Source organism: Streptomyces atroolivaceus, assembly GCF_000717025.1.
Taxonomy (GTDB): domain Bacteria; phylum Actinomycetota; class Actinomycetes; order Streptomycetales; family Streptomycetaceae; genus Streptomyces; species Streptomyces atroolivaceus.
On record NZ_JNXG01000006.1, the window covers coordinates 278,561 to 294,544 of the forward strand.

Consider the following 15,984-nt stretch of genomic DNA (forward strand, 5'->3'; position numbering starts at 1 on the left):
GACGTCCTTGCATGAGGGGTGAAAAGGCGGCCGCCCCGGGGTGGAGGAGCGAGCGTCAGCCGGCGGTCTGCTGGGGCGCCGCGGACAGGCTCTGCTTGACGTACCTGCTGGTCTCGTCGGCGAGGATCTCGGGCAGGCCGGTCTCGATGCCGTGAAGGGCCTGGGCCGCGACGTCGGCGGCGGCGACCTTCTGATCGGCGGGCACGCCGGCGGCCATGTCGGTGTCCATATAGCCGACGTGCAGCGCCGAGACGGTGATCCCGCGAGGTGCCAGCTCTTCACGGGTCGCGTCGCTCAGCGCCCAGGCGGCGGCCTTGGAGGACGCGTAGGAGCCGAGGCCGGCCGGGTGGAACCAGGACAGGGCGGACAGGACGTTGAGTACGGCCCCGCCACCGTTGCCCTCGATGACGGGGGCGAAGGCCCGGGTCGCGGCGAGCGGGCCGAAGAAGTTGGTCTCCATCTCTCGGCGCACCTCGTCCAGGTCGCCTCCGACCAGCGTCGCGCCGGTGGATATGCCGGCGTTGTTGATCAGCAGTGTCGCGTCGGAGGCGATGCGGGCGGCCTCCCGTATCGACTCCTGGTCCGTGACGTCAAGGCGCAGCGGGGTGACGCCCGGCAGGTCGACCGTCTCGGGACGGCGGGCCGCCGCGTAGACCTTCGCGCCGCGCTCGACGAGCTGAGCTGCGAGATGCCGCCCGAGCCCTCGGTTGGCGCCGGTGACGACCGCGACCGTGTCCTTCAGTTCCATGCTCACTCCTGACCTTGGCGGGCGCCGTCGGCACCCTCAGCAGATTAGATTATGCCCCCAATCTAAACATGGGTCTACGATAGATGCCAGGCGACATCCAAACGGGAGGTGGTCATGGGCCGCGTATCGCAGGCGCAGGCGGAGGAGAATCGCAGGCGGGTGGTGGACACCGCATCCCGGCTGTTCCGGGAGCAGGGCACGCAGGTCAGCGTCGCCGACCTGATGAAGGCGGCCGGTCTGACCCACGGCGCCTTCTACAAGCAGTTCGCTTCCAAGGAGGCGCTCGTCGACGAGGCCACCGCCCACGCCTTCGCCGAGCTCACGCAGCGCTACAGCGCCGGGCTCGAGCGGCACGCCGGGCAGCGCGAGGCTGCCCAGCAGTCGCTGGTCGACACCTACCTCTCCGTCGAGCACCGTGACGACCCGGCGGACGGCTGCCCGGTCGCAGCTCTCGCCACCGACATCGCGCGCGAAGGCGGAGGGCGAGAGGCCCGTCGCGTCTACACCGAGGGAGTGACCGGCTTCGCCGATTTCCTATCCACCGACGACCAGGACGGCATCGTCCGCCTCTGCACCCTGTTCGGCGCGCTGGTCCTGTCCCGGGCCACCAACGGCTCACCGCTCTCCGAAGAGATCCTCGCCGCCGCGCACGCTGCCTTGACCGAAGCAGGCTGAACAAGGCACCGCACGGGTGCATATCGACCGCACTCGTGGGCGGCGAGGCACCTGCGGCCAGACGGAGGCGGCGGGAGAAGGCCGCCGACGCCTGGCGCGGCGGCTGCACCTCGCACCGGACACCGGTCAGTTCCGGGCGGCATGTTCGTGAAGTGGAAGTTGCGCAGCCGGTGTCAACGTGTCAGCAGGCCTGCTATCTACTCCCGGATGTCGCACAGGGTCTCGTCGACGCTCGCGGCGACGTTCACACTTGCTGCCATCGCGAGGAACATCACGGCGGACACCACACGCGCCTCTCTCGCCGCGTCCGCCACGCTGACCCGTGCGTCCCGGCACAGCACGGCGGCCACGGCCTCCGGGTCTGCCCGGTGATGGCGAGGGCCTCACGGTGATAGGGCTCGGCGGGGTCGCCGAAGACCATCTCGCGCAGGTAGACGCGCCCGTTGTCGACCTGGGTCCGGTGCGCCGTCCCGGACAAGAGCGCCCATGCGCTCAACCGCAGAAAGCCCGGATCCCGGGGTGACCGGCCACCGCGCTTCGACCCGGCCGACTATCGCGAGCGCAAGGCGGTGGAGTGCGGGATCAGCCGCCTCAAGAAGAACCGCGCTGTCGCCATGCGATACCGCACGCTCGCGGTCCGCTACGAGGCGACCTCCTGCGTCACGGCCATCAACGAACGACTGTGACCCTCGACCATCACGCGATGGGGTCCACGTTCCACGTCTCCGGCAGGTCGCTGCCGCAGAAGACGCAGACGAAGTCGTCTTCGCGCACGATGTTGTGCTCCTGGCAGCCAGAACACCGACGGAACACCACCTCGTGGGTGAAGCCGGAGGGCCGTTCGAGCCCTACGTCGTCCAGAGCACGAGCGACTTCCGACCAGGAGCCGATGTCGGGGCAATAGCCGGTGGACTGATTGCTGATCTCGCTCACGGCCCACCGGTCCGCCTCGCGCACGAAACCGATCTCGCCGGCACTCAAAACCATGGCTCCGCCGGCACAAGCCACGTGCTCGCTCCGTCGCGGCGCCAGCCGAAGCGCACCGTCCGCGCCGACCACGAAGGTGAACGGCTCGGCCAGCTCCGCCGCCGATCGCCCAGCGATCCAGTCGCCGAATTCAGCTGCCGAGCTGATCCGGCACCCGCCGCTGCCAGGCCGGACCGCAGCCTTCAACTCGACCGGTCCGACGTATCGGTAACCCCGCCCCCGCGCACTCACGTCAGCCAACCAGACCACCTCCGAACACGCCCTGGTTGCCAGGCTATTCACCGGCCTGGGCATGGGTGGGGATTTTGGTGTGTCAGTGCTTGACGGAGAGGCTAGCGAGGTGCCGCGAGTACGTCCCGGAGTACGTTCTCGAGCGTGACGCGGGCCAGCTCGTGCCTCAGGGTCTCCTCGATGCCCTCGTAGATGCCCTGCATCGCCGGCTGGATGCCGTGACCCACCACGCATCCCTGGTCCGGGGTGGTGCGGTGCATCGCGAACAGCGGGCCGGATTCCACTGCCTCGTACACGTCGAGCAGGGTCATCGACTCCAGCTCGCGCGCCAGCGACCAGCCCGCGCCTACTCCCCGCCGGGACTGCACGAGCCCGGCCCTGCGCAACTCGCCGAGCAGCCGCCTGATCACCACGGGGTTGGTGTTCGCGCTGGTCGCGATCTGCTCGGAGGTGGCGACCTCATGGCCCTGGCGCTGGTAGAGACCGATCCAGGCCAGCGCGTGGGCGGCGATGGTCAGCCTGCTGTTGGCGCTCATGGACTTCTCCTCTCGGCCGCAACGCCTCATGTTACGACAGCGCAGTCGTAACAGCAAAGGTTGCAACAGAGTGTTGTAACAATTAACGTTGCGACTACGAGGAAGATCGATCAACGAGGTGAGAAGAATGAGCAAGCCACTCACGGGCAAGGTCGCCCTGGTTACCGGGGGGTCGCGCGGACTGGGAGCTGCGACCGTACGACTGCTGGCCGAGCAGGGCGCCGATGTCGCTTTCACCTATGCCAGCTCCGAGAGGCAGGCGCAGGCTGTCGTAGACGGGGTGCAGGGCAAAGGGGCGAAGGCCGTCGCCTTCAGGACCGACCAGGCGGACACGAGCCGGGCGCCGGCGCTGATCGACGACGTGGTTGCGCACTTCGGCGGCCTGGACATCCTCGTCAACAACGCGGCGATCTCGGTGGAGCAGGGCCGCACGGTTGACGACCCGGACGCTGACACCGCCGCACTGGACCGAATGCACGCCACCAACTACCTCGGCGTGATCGCCGTCATCCGGGCTGCCTCCCGCGTGCTGCGCGCAGGCGGCCGCATCATCACGGTGAGTTCCGGACTGGGCTCCCGGGTCGGCGCCCCGGGCCTGGCCGACTACTCGGCGACCAAGTCAGGGATCGAGAGGTACACCATGGGGGTCGCACGCGACCTCGGGCCCCGGAACATCACGGCCAACGTCGTGGAGGCCGGACTGATGGAGGGCGGCATGCAACCGCCGGCCCCCGAGACCCTCAAGGCCCTGGTCAGCTCGCTGTCCCTGCAACGCATGGGGCACCCCGACGAGATCGCTGCGGCGATCGGCTTCCTGGCGAGCCCCGCCGCGTCATACGTCACGGGCGCGGTGCTGGACGCCCACGGTGGCTACAACGCCTGAACCAGAACCCCTGCCGTGCGCCCCGAAGCACATCGCCCCTTCGGGGCGCGCACCGCCGACGCCCCCGCGAGAAGGCGTACGACTCGAAGGCTGTGGGCGGTGAGCTGCGACACCGCTGCATCCAGGCGCTGATCTCACGCAAGGGCCCCGAACATCAAAGGCCGGCAGCTCCCCCAGGGCCTGTCCGGACCGATCATGTTCGGAGCCGGCTGAAGCCGGTCTGGCCCAGGTCAGGACTGGCAACGGAGACTTAAGCACTTGTCGGCCCCGGTCCGGACCGGATCACCAGCACGACCGCAGGTCTTGTACGTGCTCTGGGGAGTGCCGGCCCTCTCCCCTACCCAGGCCGGTCCGGACCAGTAAGCCGGGGTCCGCGTCCCACGGCGAGGCGGCGATGTGCACCCGCTGGGTGCCGGGGATGCCCACCTCGACGAGGACCCCGCTGCGGAACATCCACAGACCGAACAAGTCGTCGTCCTCGTCGTGCAGCATGACCTGCCCGCCCGCCGGCTCCTCCTGCGATGTTCAGCGGCAAGCCGAAGGCCGGCTGTGGCTGCAGCAGGACCACGTACACCGCGAGCGGCAGCGGCCAGTTCACCGCCACGATCGGCTCCAACGATGCTGTAGCTATCTACGTCGGCGCGACCGGTGGGGAGGGACGTGGCGAGGGGACAGCACGACGGACGTCTCCTACAGCACCGAGAAGAACTGGACGGCGTACAACCAAGTCGCCTGCTGTTGTGACTGAGCGCTGTAGACGGCCCCCTGAACATACTGATCGGCCCAGGTACGCGGGCGGTAGCAGGGGCCGGGTAAGTACTCGGTGCATGGTGGCGGGATTCAGGTCCTGCCCGGTCAAGGCGCCCGCGTGGTTGAACACCACTCCGGGCGAACCGATCGTGGGTCCATGAATACGGCCGCGCCTTGGGAACGGCTGAGTCCCGCCCCAGATCTCGCTCCTTACACCCCTCGCGGCGGCCTCTGACGGCGGCCACGCGCGTCCGGTCAGCCGGAGCACGATCTGCTCGTGGACGACGCTCGTCACTGGGGATCGCAGTGGTGAACAGCTCACGGGCAAAAAAAAGGGGGGTAAGGCCGCCACGGACGCCCAGGTCCTTGCAACGGACGTGGATACGGGCCTGGCGTCCATCGCACAGCGCTGCCTCGTGCGCGGTAATGGCAGGGCCCTTCGGGTCTCCCTTTGCTCGAAGTTCTCCCAGTAGCGGGCGAAACGCCAAAGCGGCGTCGGCCCCGTCTGTGACGACCATCAGGCGATACACCGGCCCGCACTCCATGCAGAGCACCCGACACGATGGCGGCCAGGTACGTTTTGGCGCTCTCTCTCCAGACTGGCGTGATCCGCTCGAACACCTCGGACCTGCTGCTGTACTGCGGAGGTGACGAAACAACAGCAGTGCACCGTAGTACGAACCGGGCAGTACGACGGCGTTCAGGGAGGCACCTTCGCCACCGGCATCAGCGCCCAGTCCGCCGGCGCCCAGGCGCTGTGCCTCCACCAGCTGGTGATGCCCGCCGGCAGCAGGGGCCGCCCTCACCTGCACGAGGGACATGAGTCCGCCATTTTCATCCAGTCCGGGCAGGTCGAGGTCTGGTACGGCCGGGACCTGACCGAACACGTCCTCCTGCGCGCCGGCGATTACATCCACATCCCGGCCGACACCCCGCACCTGCCGGTCAACACGGGCGAGCAGGACATGACCTGTCTGGTCGCCCGGACCGACCCTCAGGAGCAGGAAGGTGTCCGTCTCCTGGACCTTCCCGCCTGGCTGGCCACCCGCATCGGCCCCCTGACCGTCGGAAACGGTTGACGAACAACCCTCTGCCTCAGGGCCAGGCCGCCCCCTCGGCTCAAAGGTTCTGTCCGGCCGATCTTGGGCTCTGAGGAAGATGCTGCTCATGAATGACGTCCGAAGGGGCCGTGCCGCGTGGAACGCCAGCTCCGCTTCGGCCGCGTGAACGCGGCTGGGGACGACCTGGGTGCGCTATCGCGACGTCCCCGGACTGTCGGGGCCGCAAATGCGGCCATCCGCGCGCTCGAACGGGAACGACTGGGCACAGTCTTCACATGCTCTGTGGTGGTCGATCATGGAGTCGTAATACGTCGCCATGAACTGTGCGATCGCGAGTGGGAGTTCGTCCAGCGCTGCTGCCCTCATGGTTGCCGGGGCGAAGGCGACTGGACAGCCGCAAAGTCATCAACAGGATCGTGTGGAAGTTCCGAACCGGGTCTGCCTGGCGGGAGGTTCCTGGCCGGTACGGACCGTGGGCCACGCTGCATACCCGTTTCCGCAGGTGGGCGGCGGACGGTACGTTCGAGCGGATGCTCCGGGCAGCCCAGGCCACGGCGCCGCGGAGGGCGACATCGATGGGCTGGTGTCTGTCGCGGTGTGCCGGCGTTCGTCGGGCAGGACATCGCCCCTCAGGGAACATGAGCGTGAGTGGCTGTGGCCACATGCTTTCAGGCCCGTGCGCTTCACCGTGCGAGCCACGAGATGCGGTCCTCCCGCAAAGATCGCACAGGTGGAAGCGTTCATGGAACTGTTCAAGTGCTCGAAAGATGCGGGGTAGCAGCGTCGTCATGGCATGAGTCCCACACTTTGAGCACCTCGCGATCACCTGCAAGACCGTCACCGAGGTCGCCGACCAGCTCTCCGCCTCCCAGCCAGAATCACCCGAGCATCGGGACAGCTCACGCGCCCTCACAGAGTTCAACGAAGCGACCGGCTGGCTCCGGGCCAGAGGAGTCTGTCGCCGCTCGGCCACGAACTACTGTCCAGGAACGTCGAGGGCACCCGAGCCAAGCTGAACGCCTTGTCAAGCTCGGTGTGCTCACCGAAGCCGACACATGCAACTTCGTCAGGGCACATCAGCCGACGACGGGTTGTCCAGCTCACCCGGAAAAAGGGCACCAGCCAGCGGACGTCTGCTCAGATCTCCAGCCTCTGCGGCGGAACCTCGCGGACCAGACTGGTCAGCGGACCGTGCGTGCGCCACCCCAGCGACTCGTAGAGCGCCCGCCCCTCGGCCGTCGCGGCCAGCACAGCGGACGAGGAGCCCGTGGCAACAGCAGCGTTCTCAAGCGTCCGCACGACGAGGCTGCCAAGTCCCTTGCGACGGTGCGCCGACGAAGTCTCGACCTGGTCGAAGACAGCGGTGCGCCCAGGATCAGGCATCGCCACCTGACCACGGGCGGCGAACGCACCATCCTCCGTCACAACGAGCACCCGCGTGACGCCGCCCCGCGCCCACGTACGTACCTGGTAGCCATCGGGGGCCAATGCGGCGTTCGTGTACAGCAGCGTCGACATCAGGAAACCGTCGTCATCAAGGCGCCAGCCGGGCGCCGCCCACGAGGCGACGGTCTGCGGCGGCAAGAAGAGCTTGAGCCAGGTGTTCGGGACGGTAACCGTCTCCGTGAGTTCACGGACCAGAGACTCGTCAGCATCCGTCAGCACGTGCCGGGTGACATGACTGGTCAGCCCGACGTCGACGGTGAAGCCCCAGGGCTCGGACACCGGCGGCGCGGCTCCGCGTGAGACAACCCAGCCCTCCACCCATGAACGTACGACTTCGACGTCCATGCGGATCCCTCCGTAATGAGTGCAGAACGCAACTGCACATTACACGGAGAGCCTTACCAAGAGGTCGCAACCGACGACGCCATAGATCAGGTCTCCTGCCCCACCCTCCTTCGAGAGGCCGCGGCGTCGCCCTGACGCCGTCCTCGCCGACAGCGGCTGCGGATGCGGGTGCGGCTACGGCAAATGCCGTCGTCCGGTCCGAGTCCTCGGAGCCAGGCCGCTGATCGCACGGCGGGGCACTGAGCACGGCTCTGGGCCGGGCTGGGCGCCCGAAGCTGGATCTTCGAGCGCGCGTTCGCCCACCTGCGCTGGTTCCGGCGTCTACGGATCCACTGGGAGATTCGAGACGACATCCACGAAGCTTTCCTGACCATGGGGTGTCCACCGATCTGCTGGCGACGCCTTGCTCCCCGCCCGGCCAGGCTGGCCGACGGCGCACGAGGGCGACTGGCGCCCTCACTCCCAACTGGTCTCCGGGATATGGCTGTGTGCGTGCATACCCCACCCTTCGCGATCATGCCTGGAGGAGTGGTCCGCAACCATGCCTTCCCAGGACCGATCCGGCCACCACAGAGCTCCGTGCTCCTCGTGAAGGTGATCGTGGAGAGCCTTGAGGGCGACCGGATCCGTGACCCGCGTGAGGACGTGGAAGGGCCACTTCTCCCGTCCGGAAAAGATCCGGCTCTGCCTGATCTTCCACCTGCCCATGAACACCCCCTTGCCGACGCCGACATCATGCGGCATCGGCAGACTGGCATCAAGAGCGGGCGGCAGCAGTCGCGAAGGCGGAACTTGCGCACCTGTAAGGTCTGCTGAGGCTGCCGGCCGGCCGACTGAAGGACCAGCCGGAGGAGACCGGCGGGCGAGGTCTTGGGCACCTGCCCGTACGGACGGCCGATCCGGCGCGGCCCGGCGCAGCGGCAGCCCTGTCCGGACCGGCGCTGCGACGGCGGGATCCGAAGTGGCAGGAGTTCGCGGCCGCCTCGAACTCACCCCGCCGTCCGCAACGACCATGGCTGCGGGACCCGTGACGAGGACGGGGCCCGCAGTCGGCCGTTTCACCGGGCAGAGGTCAGCCGCTGACCGTGATGTTCGAGCTTCCGCTGCTCTGGTAACCCTCGGTGGCCATGATCATGTAGTACCTGAACTGGCCCATGTTCATGCCCGCGCGGGCCCAGGCGTCGAAGTGGTTGCCGGTGGTGATGGTGCCGGAGCCGCTGGTCACCTTCGACTGCCGGACGCTCCAGTACTGCTGGAAGGTCTTGGTGCCTTCCACGGAGGGGGCGTTGTACCGGGTCGTCTGGTAGATGTCGTACGTGCCGCCGTCACTGGAGACGGTGCCCTTGTGGGTGCCGGTGGGCCTATAGCTGCCCCAGTTGTCGACGATGTAGTACTCCACCAGCGGGTTGGAGGTCCATCCGTAGAGGCAGCCGTAGCCGTTGCCCGACGGGTTGAAGTAGCCGCCGTAGCGAACCGTCCTGCGTCCGCCGGTACTCCAGCCCTTGCCGGCGACGAAGTTGCCGCAGTTGGTCCACCTGGTGCTGTAACTGCCGCCACCGTTGAGCGTCATGGAGACGGAGCCGCCACCGTCGGTCCAGAACGAGTAGTACAAGCCGTCGCTGCCGGTTTGGTTGGTAGTGATGGTGGTGGCGGCGTGTGCGGTACCGGGCAGCAGCAGCCCGGACGCGGTTGCGAGCGCGACGGTGCCGGCGCCGCCGAGGAAGCCTCGTCGGCTCCAGCCGTTGAGGGGAGCGGAGTTCTGCTGGATCTGGTCCTGCTGCGTGCCGTCCTGCTGCATGCGTCCTCCAGATGAAGGCTGGTGGGGCCGGGCGGCTTCTGCTGTCCGGCGGCCTTGCATGAAACACGGCGGGGGTCGCCCGTCGTCGTGCGGTGACAACCGGCCGCCATCCCCGGTCACATGACGCGCGGGGAACGACGTACTCCTGCCGTTCGGTGGCCACAGTTTTCGCAAAGCCTCATGAACCTGTCAATACTTTCGGCAACCTTTCGGAAATATTTCCGTTGACCAGAAGGATCTCGGCGAGGACATCCTCGCTGGTCAACAAGCCTCTCACGCGAACTGGCGCGAGGGATAGGATGAGAGTCCAGAGGGACAGGACGCAGGCATGGAAGCAGACTTCGAAACTTTCGAACAAGCGTAGACGCGACCACGTCGGCCTGCCACCGAACGAATGGTGCGGTGCCGCGCGCGCCCTCGAATCCGTCAGCCTCGCCTGGCCGACAGGCCCTGCCTCTCACGTCGACGAGGCCGCGGGTGCCTTCGATGTCCTGGCGTCGGTCGCCGGCACCGACCTCTCGACTGTGTACAGCACCCACAGGCGGCACCACCTGCCCGGGCCGAGGCCCTCCTTCCGGACCTCGACGTGACCGGACGCCTCGGCACCTCGGCCTCGGGGCGGCGGGCGGAATGAAGCGAGCACACCACCCGTCGCCAGCTTCTGATGGCTCGCGGGACGGTGACAGCACCTTCCGCCGCGTTCTGCAGAGATACGGCAACCGACGAGGCGTCCACAACCGTCGCCGGCCGGGTATCAGCAGTTCTCGGCGGGCCTGCCCTCCATCGTCCGCCCGGATTCAGGCGTGCGGACCTGCTCCACGGGCGGCAGCAGCCGCTCGGTGAGCAGTGCCGAGAACGCGGCGACGGTCAGCAGCCCGCCCACCAGGAACGTGGCCCGCACATCCCAGGCGGGCAGGACAAGGCCGCCGAGCAGCGCCCCGCCGGCGACCCCGGCGTTGTAGGCACCGGAGTTCGCCGCCAGGGCGATCTCGGTGCGGGCGGGAGCGAAGCGCAGCATGTGGTTCTGGGTGGCCATGAACACCGGTCCGAGTGAGCCGCCCAGCAGCGCCAGGAACACGACGGCTCCGGCCGGGGCGGTACCGAACGCGTACAGGCCCAGCATGCCGGCGGCCTGAGTGGCCACCGGAACGGCCAGCGTGCCTCGCGGGTAGCGGTCCAGGAGCGGCCCCGCCGTCGTCACCCCGACCACGCCCGCGATGCCCGAGACCATCAGCAGAGCGCTGACGGAGGTGTCGGAGAAACCGCTCACGTCACCCAGGAACTTCACGAGGTACGTATAGCCGGCGAACGCGCCCGTGACGGAGAGGGCGGTGGTCAGCAGCACGATCTTGAACCGCCGACTGTCGGGTGCCGAACCGTAGGCCGCGTGCCCCTCCTCCGGACGGGACGTCGGGAGGAGAACAGCGATCGTGACGAGGGAGACCAGGCCCAGCCCCGCCAGCATGACGAGCGGGAGCTGCCACGCGCTCTGCTGGCCCAGCCACGTACCGAGCGGGACGCCCAGCACCAGGGCCAGCGAACCGGCCACCGACAGCACCCCGATCACCCGCCCTCGGACAGCTGGTGCGAACAGGCCGACCGCCACCGGCCCCATCACCGCCCAGAACAGCGCCTGGGCGAGCGCGGTCACCACCCGGGCGGCCATCAGCAGCCAGTAGCTGGAGCCCAGCGCCGGGACAAGGCTGGACAGAACGAGCGCGGCCAGCACCACGGTGAGCAAGTGGCGGCGTGGCATGGACCGGGTGGCGTGCGCGAGAGGCAGCGAGACGACGGCGACGGTCAGCCCGTAGGCGGTGACCAGACAGCCCACCGCCGAGAGTGAGACCTGCACGTCGTCCGAGATCAGCTCGAGCAGCCCGATCGGCAGGTTCTCCACGGTGTTGAAGGTGAACGCCGCCAGCATCAGGGCCGCGAGCACGGCTGCCTTGTGCCAGCGAGCCGACGGTGCCGTTGCCATGCAGCCTCTTCCCGCTCTCCTACGTCGATCGCACTCCGGTTGAACATACGCACAACTCATCTGCTCCTTGATCTGCTTGAGGCCACATTGGCCGAGAGCCGTGCTGTGGGGTGGGCAGGGAACAGGCTGCCCGACGACTTCTACCGGCCCGGGCCCACCACGATCACCCGCGCCGCCCACGGTGCGGGATGTCGTCGGCGATCTCCCACGCTCCGATACCCCAGACCACTGGCAGGTCGAACTCAGAACCGACTCCACCAGGCTTCAGCTCGGGCACGTAGTTGCAGATCGTGTTCTTGGGGACGCAGAGGAGCTCTGCGATCGAGGTGACGGCGTTCTCCGGGCGGGCGAGCAGGTCGCGGGCGTGACGCACCTGTTCCTCCGTCATCGCCGGCGGGCGGCCGAGTCGGGCGCCGCGGCGCGGGCGACGTCCAGGCCCTCGTCGGTGCCTTGCACGATGGGTTCGCGGATGAACTCCACCACGGCCGCAAAAACGTGGAAGACCAGGCGCCCGCCGGGCGTGGTCGTCCCCCGTCCCTCCGTGTCGCCGTCGGCGGTGAACAGCACGGACAGCATGTCGCCGCGAGATCACCGAGGAACTGGGCCTGCCGGACCGTCCCTGTCGCGCGGCTCGCCGTCCACTTCCTCTCGTCCCTCTCGCCGCACCCGGGCCCCATCAGAAATGTGCCAGAACCGGTGATCTGTGACGTTCCGTGACTGGTGTACCGGTCGGTGAGGCCTGGCGTCGCGGTCGACAGGGGCCGGAGCTCGGGGCCGTCGTCGCCGAACTGCCGGTGTCAGGTCATCGAACGGTGAGGACGCGCGCCCACGGCTCATCGATGTCGGCCAGACCCAGCACGGCGACCACGTTGTCGAGCATGCCGGCGCCGAACCAGCGCCTCACGGCGTCGTCGTCGCCCAGCAGCTGCCGAACGGTGTCGACCTGCTTGGCGTAGCACCGGCGCACGGCCTGCGCCACCAGCGGCTCGCCGGCGGCACAGTTCGCGTGCATGAGGAAACGCAGGATGTTCCGGTCCGCGACGAGCGCGGCGTAGGCGCCGCGCGCCGCATCCAGTGCCGCCCCTGACGGCGGCTCGGCCCCACCCACCGCCGGTGCGTGCGCGACCAGCGAGTCGGTCATGACGACGGACACGTGGTCGACCACCGCCGCGAACAGCGCTTCCTTGTTCGGGTACAGGCGGTAGAGATACGGCTGAGAGATGCCGACCCAGTCTGCGATCTCGTGCGTCGACGTACCGTAGAAACCCTTTTGCGCGAAGCAGTCGACCGCGGCGGCCATGATGGCCCGACGTCGTTCATCGCTCTTCGTACTGGTACCGGCGGCAGGCATGGGTGTCAGTCAAACACGGCTTCCCTCAGCTTCCAAAAGTCACGCTGCGGTCAGGGTCGGACAGCACGTCGTTGGGCGTGAGCGCCTCGATCGCCACCAGCGGGTTCCAGTAGTCCAGGTAGTGGGTGATGAGCGCGTCGTCATTGGTCCGGACAACGGAGATGCACGTCTGCTCGTACGGCTTGCCGGTCGGCAGCGCAGTTCCCGTCGAGCGGAATTCAGCGATCACCAGACGCGGATCGACCGTGTCATGGAACACCAGGTCGACGAACTCGACGTCGAAGGTCTCGGGGAAGCCGCTCATGTGGGCGCGCAGGGCGTCTCGTCCCGTGACCTGCTTCGGCACGCCGTCCGGGGCGTACGGGAACTCGAGCACCGCGTCCGGGGTGAACAGCTTCACCCACTCCTCGGTGTGTCCTGCGGCGGTGAGGCGCAGGTGCTCGGCCACGGCGCGCTGGGCAGCGGCGCGGCGGTCGGCATCGTTCTTCTGGACTGTCATAATCACTCCTGCGTTAGTGGTCGATCTATAACCTACCACGTGGAAGCCGTGCGGGTACTCGAGCAAGAGGTCACGCAAGGGATCCCGGCCTCGCTTCACGTGGGGATGACGTCCAGAGAACGCACCTCGGCAGCGGACGGCGGCCCGGCTCCATGGGAAACTCGTTACGCAGCGTCACAGACAACCGCTTCTGACACAGCTTGTTCTTCATCCTCGGGCATGACGCAGAGCCAACAGAGTCTCGAAGTGTCTGCCCGGCGTGACAGCCGTGACGCTGTCGCGGCAGCAGCCACGAGAGCTCCTGTGAGAAGCCCGCGCATTTACCGGTCCACGGACAGCTGACCGAGCCGATCCCGTCGATGGAGTGCCGGCCGGCCGATTTGAGGTCGCGTGCGGTGACTGCGGGAAGCCCGGTGGCTTCGCAGTGAGGGCAGATGCCGCCAGGTCCAGGCTGGTAGAGCAGGGGTCATCTCCGTGGCTGCAAGGGGCTTGGCACGAAGGAGTGAACTCGGCGTGCGAGGCGGTGTCCCGCCGTGGCGGACCTCCGGTGCCGAACGGGTCTCGCGCGGTGCTGAATTGGGTGTCCAGGGGCGGCAGGCGACGGCGAAGAGCGCCCCGAATGAAGGTCACGACCCGGACCGCGGCCGCTGTCCGGTCCAAGTGGCAGCATGCGGAGCACAACAGGAAAGCCCGGTGGACGAACCCGGGCTCTACGCTAAGGGTGCTTCCCTCAGTCACCAGTTCAGGGCCGCCATGCCGGCTTTGCAGCCGTGCAGGCTGACGCATCCTCATAAGGACCGACAGACACATGTCACAGCCGCCCATGCCACCCGTTCCGCCTGCGGCACCGGGTCATCCGGCTCAGGGGCCTCCCGGATTCGGGCCGCCGCCATACACGGGTGGGCCCTACGGCACCCAGCCGCCGTACGGGCCCGTCCCACCCCGGTTCCAGCAGATCCCCAGCCCTCCGGCTGGGGGCAAGAAGCACCGGAGAGCGGTCATCGCGGGCTGCGTCACTGCGGCCTTGGCCGTCGTGGCCGCCTGCACCCTCGCGTTCTTCCACTTCGATGACGGGCAGCAGTCGGCTGAAGATGCGAAGGGGGGCGCGTCTGCGAAGGCGTCAGCTATGGCCGACCCCACGCAGAGCCGCGTACTGCTGAACGTGCCGCCGCCGGAAGAAGACGTCGAAGCCGAAACCCACAGGGGGGATGGTGCATGGGTGACGTCACACTCCTACGTCACGGGCGGTCTCTTCTCCGTCGTCGGCTACGACCTGGACAGCGGAAAGCAGACCTGGAAACTGCCGCTGGACGGTGATCTGTGCCGCGCGTCCAAGGACGCGAGTAGCAGGGGCTACGTGGCTGTGGTGCTCGCCGGGTCCAAGAAGCCGTACAGCAAGTGCACCGAGGTCGCTGTGATCGACATCAATCACGGCCGCAAAGTCTGGCAGAAGACGGTCGCCTCGGATTCCACCGCCACCATGGGGCTGGACCTCAGCGTCGCCATCAGCGAGAGCTTCGCCGCGGTCGGATGGGCGACGGACGAGGCGGAGGAGTCGTGGGGTTTCGCCATCGACACCGGCAAAACCGTGTGGGACTCCGCCCCGCCGGGTTGCGACTACGAGGAGTACGTCGGCGGCAGCACAATGGCAGGTCTCGCCTGGTGCGACGACCGTTTCGCGGTGTCACAGCGTGATCCGCGTACGGGTAAACCGTCGCGAACCGTGAAGCTACCGGAGGACTTGGGGTATCCGTATCTGGCCTCGGCCGACCCGCTGGTGGTCGCCTCCTACGTGGGCGATGAGGACAACCAACTGGACGCGAACCGGCTGTGGACGTTCAACACGGACGGCTCGGTCAAGGCGACCATCAAGGTCGATGACTACGTCCCCGGCTGTCAGAGCGGCACCGGCACCGGGTGCGGCGCTTTCGTGGCCACGCAGGACACCCTCTACATCGGCAGCGACGAGGAGCACCTCACCAGCGGGAACCACCTCGCCGCATTCGACATGAGTACGGGCAAGCGCAAGTGGACCGTGGACGGCGTGGGCTGGTCGGTCACGCGGCCCCTGCGCGCCGACGACACGGGTGTGATCGTCTTCAACCACGCCGGCCAGAACCGGGACGGCAGCGGTGTATTCCATCTGGCTGCCGCAGACGGCAAGCAGACCGTTCTCCTGAAGCAGTCCAAAGGCTTCGCGATCTCGGACACGACGGCGCAACTGTCTCCGGAGACCATGAGGGATCCAATTCTCTACGAAGACGGACGCCTGTTCTTCCACCGCGCCTCAGGCTGGTTCATGGAAGACATCCCCATGACCTACATCCTCACGACCCACTGACCTTCCGCGAACTCCTGGAGGTCGTTCCCGCCAGGAACGACCTCCTCTTTTCGTACTCAGGGCAAGCGACCGACCTCGCCGCAGTCCGCAACATGAGCCTGGTCCGAATGAACGCCCACCTGCCGCAAGTCCATGACGTGTAGCCGTATTTCCGCTCTGCGCCGGCGGCGGGAGTAGCGCGCGACGGGCTCAAGGTCAGGTCGTGTCCTGAAATGCGAACAGGATGCCGATACCGAACCTGGTCAACGGCGGTATCGACTCGGATCTCGGCCCGCTCTCGCCGACGGCACAGGCGACGTCGCCCTCCACATCGGCTACCGCACCACCTGACCTCTCGCGCCAGCCGGGATGGCGA

Annotated in this window: 18 protein-coding genes; 6 read left to right on the plus strand and 12 right to left on the minus strand. The window is 67.6% G+C overall.

All coding sequences use genetic code 11. The annotated features are described in order from the left end of the window. Positions 1–55 precede the first annotated feature (55 nt). Positions 56–748, minus strand: coding sequence for an SDR family oxidoreductase (locus tag OO67_RS15880; protein WP_033300698.1), 693 nt, complete (start codon positions 746–748; stop codon positions 56–58). Between the two features lie 114 nt (positions 749–862). On the opposite strand from OO67_RS15880, the gene OO67_RS15885 reads away from it, so the two are divergent. Then, on the plus strand, positions 863–1,423 hold the full coding sequence (locus OO67_RS15885; RefSeq protein ID WP_033300699.1) for a TetR/AcrR family transcriptional regulator: 561 nt from the start codon (positions 863–865) through the stop codon (positions 1,421–1,423). A gap of 197 nt (positions 1,424–1,620) precedes the next feature. Here OO67_RS15885 and OO67_RS38620 read toward each other — a convergent pair whose 3' ends face one another. Further along, positions 1,621–1,773, minus strand: coding sequence for a hypothetical protein (locus tag OO67_RS38620; RefSeq protein WP_157841692.1), 153 nt, complete (start codon positions 1,771–1,773; stop codon positions 1,621–1,623). 93 nt (positions 1,774–1,866) lie between these two features. On the opposite strand from OO67_RS38620, the gene OO67_RS15895 reads away from it, so the two are divergent. Next, the gene (locus tag OO67_RS15895) at positions 1,867–2,109 is read left to right on the plus strand and encodes a transposase (RefSeq protein WP_051709448.1); all 243 of its coding nucleotides are present in this window, start codon (positions 1,867–1,869) and stop codon (positions 2,107–2,109) included. Positions 2,110–2,119: 10 nt separating this feature from the next. On the opposite strand, the gene OO67_RS15900 is transcribed toward OO67_RS15895, so the two are convergent. Then, positions 2,120–2,596 (minus strand): hypothetical protein, encoded by a 477-nt coding sequence (locus OO67_RS15900; RefSeq protein WP_382056635.1) that lies wholly within the window; start codon positions 2,594–2,596, stop codon positions 2,120–2,122. Positions 2,597–2,742: 146 nt separating this feature from the next. Further along, positions 2,743–3,177, minus strand: a complete 435-nt coding sequence (locus OO67_RS15905; RefSeq protein WP_033300701.1) for an Rrf2 family transcriptional regulator — start codon at positions 3,175–3,177, stop codon at positions 2,743–2,745. Between the two features lie 127 nt (positions 3,178–3,304). Between OO67_RS15905 and OO67_RS15910 the strand changes: the two genes are divergently transcribed. Then, complete coding sequence (locus tag OO67_RS15910; RefSeq protein WP_033300704.1) at positions 3,305–4,060, plus strand: SDR family NAD(P)-dependent oxidoreductase; 756 nt, start codon at positions 3,305–3,307, stop codon at positions 4,058–4,060. 282 nt (positions 4,061–4,342) lie between these two features. Here the strand turns inward: OO67_RS15910 and OO67_RS15915 are convergent, their stop codons facing one another. Further along, a complete protein-coding gene (locus OO67_RS15915) occupies positions 4,343–4,552 on the minus strand; it encodes a hypothetical protein (protein ID WP_208861019.1) in 210 nt (69 codons plus the stop codon). Between the two features lie 905 nt (positions 4,553–5,457). Here OO67_RS15915 and OO67_RS15920 point away from each other — a divergent pair. Both OO67_RS15920 and OO67_RS40835 read left to right on the plus strand, forming a co-directional pair. Then, complete coding sequence (locus OO67_RS15920; protein WP_051709450.1) at positions 5,458–5,889, plus strand: cupin domain-containing protein; 432 nt, start codon at positions 5,458–5,460, stop codon at positions 5,887–5,889. Between the two features lie 317 nt (positions 5,890–6,206). Beyond that, a complete protein-coding gene (locus tag OO67_RS40835) occupies positions 6,207–6,668 on the plus strand; it encodes a transposase (protein WP_157841693.1) in 462 nt (153 codons plus the stop codon). Between the two features lie 340 nt (positions 6,669–7,008). On the opposite strand, the gene OO67_RS15925 is transcribed toward OO67_RS40835, so the two are convergent. The 7 genes from OO67_RS15925 to OO67_RS15955 form a co-directional block, all read right to left on the minus strand. After that, a complete protein-coding gene (locus OO67_RS15925) occupies positions 7,009–7,662 on the minus strand; it encodes a GNAT family N-acetyltransferase (RefSeq protein ID WP_033300706.1) in 654 nt (217 codons plus the stop codon). Positions 7,663–8,734: 1,072 nt separating this feature from the next. Beyond that, entirely contained in the window at positions 8,735–9,460 is a 726-nt protein-coding gene (locus OO67_RS15935) for a glycoside hydrolase family 11 protein (RefSeq protein ID WP_033300709.1), read from the minus strand. Positions 9,461–10,214: 754 nt separating this feature from the next. Further along, positions 10,215–11,438 carry an MFS transporter gene (locus OO67_RS15940; RefSeq protein ID WP_051709452.1) on the minus strand — a complete coding sequence of 408 codons (1,224 nt, stop codon included), beginning with the start codon at positions 11,436–11,438 and terminating at the stop codon, positions 10,215–10,217. Positions 11,439–11,601: 163 nt separating this feature from the next. Next, positions 11,602–11,811 (minus strand): hypothetical protein, encoded by a 210-nt coding sequence (locus tag OO67_RS38990; RefSeq protein WP_167748647.1) that lies wholly within the window; start codon positions 11,809–11,811, stop codon positions 11,602–11,604. An 11-nt stretch (positions 11,812–11,822) separates the two neighbouring features. Then, positions 11,823–12,014: a recombinase family protein gene (locus OO67_RS36715; protein WP_244300217.1), complete on the minus strand. Its 192-nt coding sequence runs from the start codon at positions 12,012–12,014 to the stop codon at positions 11,823–11,825. Positions 12,015–12,240: 226 nt separating this feature from the next. Then, positions 12,241–12,789, minus strand: coding sequence for a TetR/AcrR family transcriptional regulator (locus OO67_RS15950; RefSeq protein ID WP_033300711.1), 549 nt, complete (start codon positions 12,787–12,789; stop codon positions 12,241–12,243). 25 nt (positions 12,790–12,814) lie between these two features. Next, positions 12,815–13,288, minus strand: coding sequence for a nuclear transport factor 2 family protein (locus OO67_RS15955; protein ID WP_033300713.1), 474 nt, complete (start codon positions 13,286–13,288; stop codon positions 12,815–12,817). Between the two features lie 1,219 nt (positions 13,289–14,507). Here OO67_RS15955 and OO67_RS15960 point away from each other — a divergent pair. Then, positions 14,508–15,629: an outer membrane protein assembly factor BamB family protein gene (locus OO67_RS15960; protein WP_167748651.1), complete on the plus strand. Its 1,122-nt coding sequence runs from the start codon at positions 14,508–14,510 to the stop codon at positions 15,627–15,629. Positions 15,630–15,984 lie beyond the last annotated feature (355 nt).

Excerpts from the sequence above, each read along its gene's own strand:
- OO67_RS15915 (WP_208861019.1), bottom strand. The coding sequence starts at position 4,552 with ATGCTGCACGACGAGGACGACGACTTGTTCGGTCTGTGGATGTTCCGC.
- OO67_RS15925 (WP_033300706.1), bottom strand. The coding sequence starts at position 7,662 with ATGGACGTCGAAGTCGTACGTTCATGGGTGGAGGGCTGGGTTGTCTCA.
- OO67_RS36715 (WP_244300217.1), bottom strand. The coding sequence starts at position 12,014 with ATGCTGTCCGTGCTGTTCACCGCCGACGGCGACACGGAGGGACGGGGG.
- OO67_RS15955 (WP_033300713.1), bottom strand. The coding sequence starts at position 13,288 with ATGACAGTCCAGAAGAACGATGCCGACCGCCGCGCCGCTGCCCAGCGC.
- OO67_RS15880 (WP_033300698.1), bottom strand. The coding sequence starts at position 748 with ATGGAACTGAAGGACACGGTCGCGGTCGTCACCGGCGCCAACCGAGGG.
- OO67_RS15940 (WP_051709452.1), bottom strand. The coding sequence starts at position 11,438 with ATGGCAACGGCACCGTCGGCTCGCTGGCACAAGGCAGCCGTGCTCGCG.
- OO67_RS15935 (WP_033300709.1), bottom strand. The coding sequence starts at position 9,460 with ATGCAGCAGGACGGCACGCAGCAGGACCAGATCCAGCAGAACTCCGCT.
- OO67_RS15950 (WP_033300711.1), bottom strand. The coding sequence starts at position 12,789 with ATGCCTGCCGCCGGTACCAGTACGAAGAGCGATGAACGACGTCGGGCC.
- OO67_RS15885 (WP_033300699.1), top strand. The coding sequence starts at position 863 with ATGGGCCGCGTATCGCAGGCGCAGGCGGAGGAGAATCGCAGGCGGGTG.
- OO67_RS15910 (WP_033300704.1), top strand. The coding sequence starts at position 3,305 with ATGAGCAAGCCACTCACGGGCAAGGTCGCCCTGGTTACCGGGGGGTCG.
- OO67_RS15905 (WP_033300701.1), bottom strand. The coding sequence starts at position 3,177 with ATGAGCGCCAACAGCAGGCTGACCATCGCCGCCCACGCGCTGGCCTGG.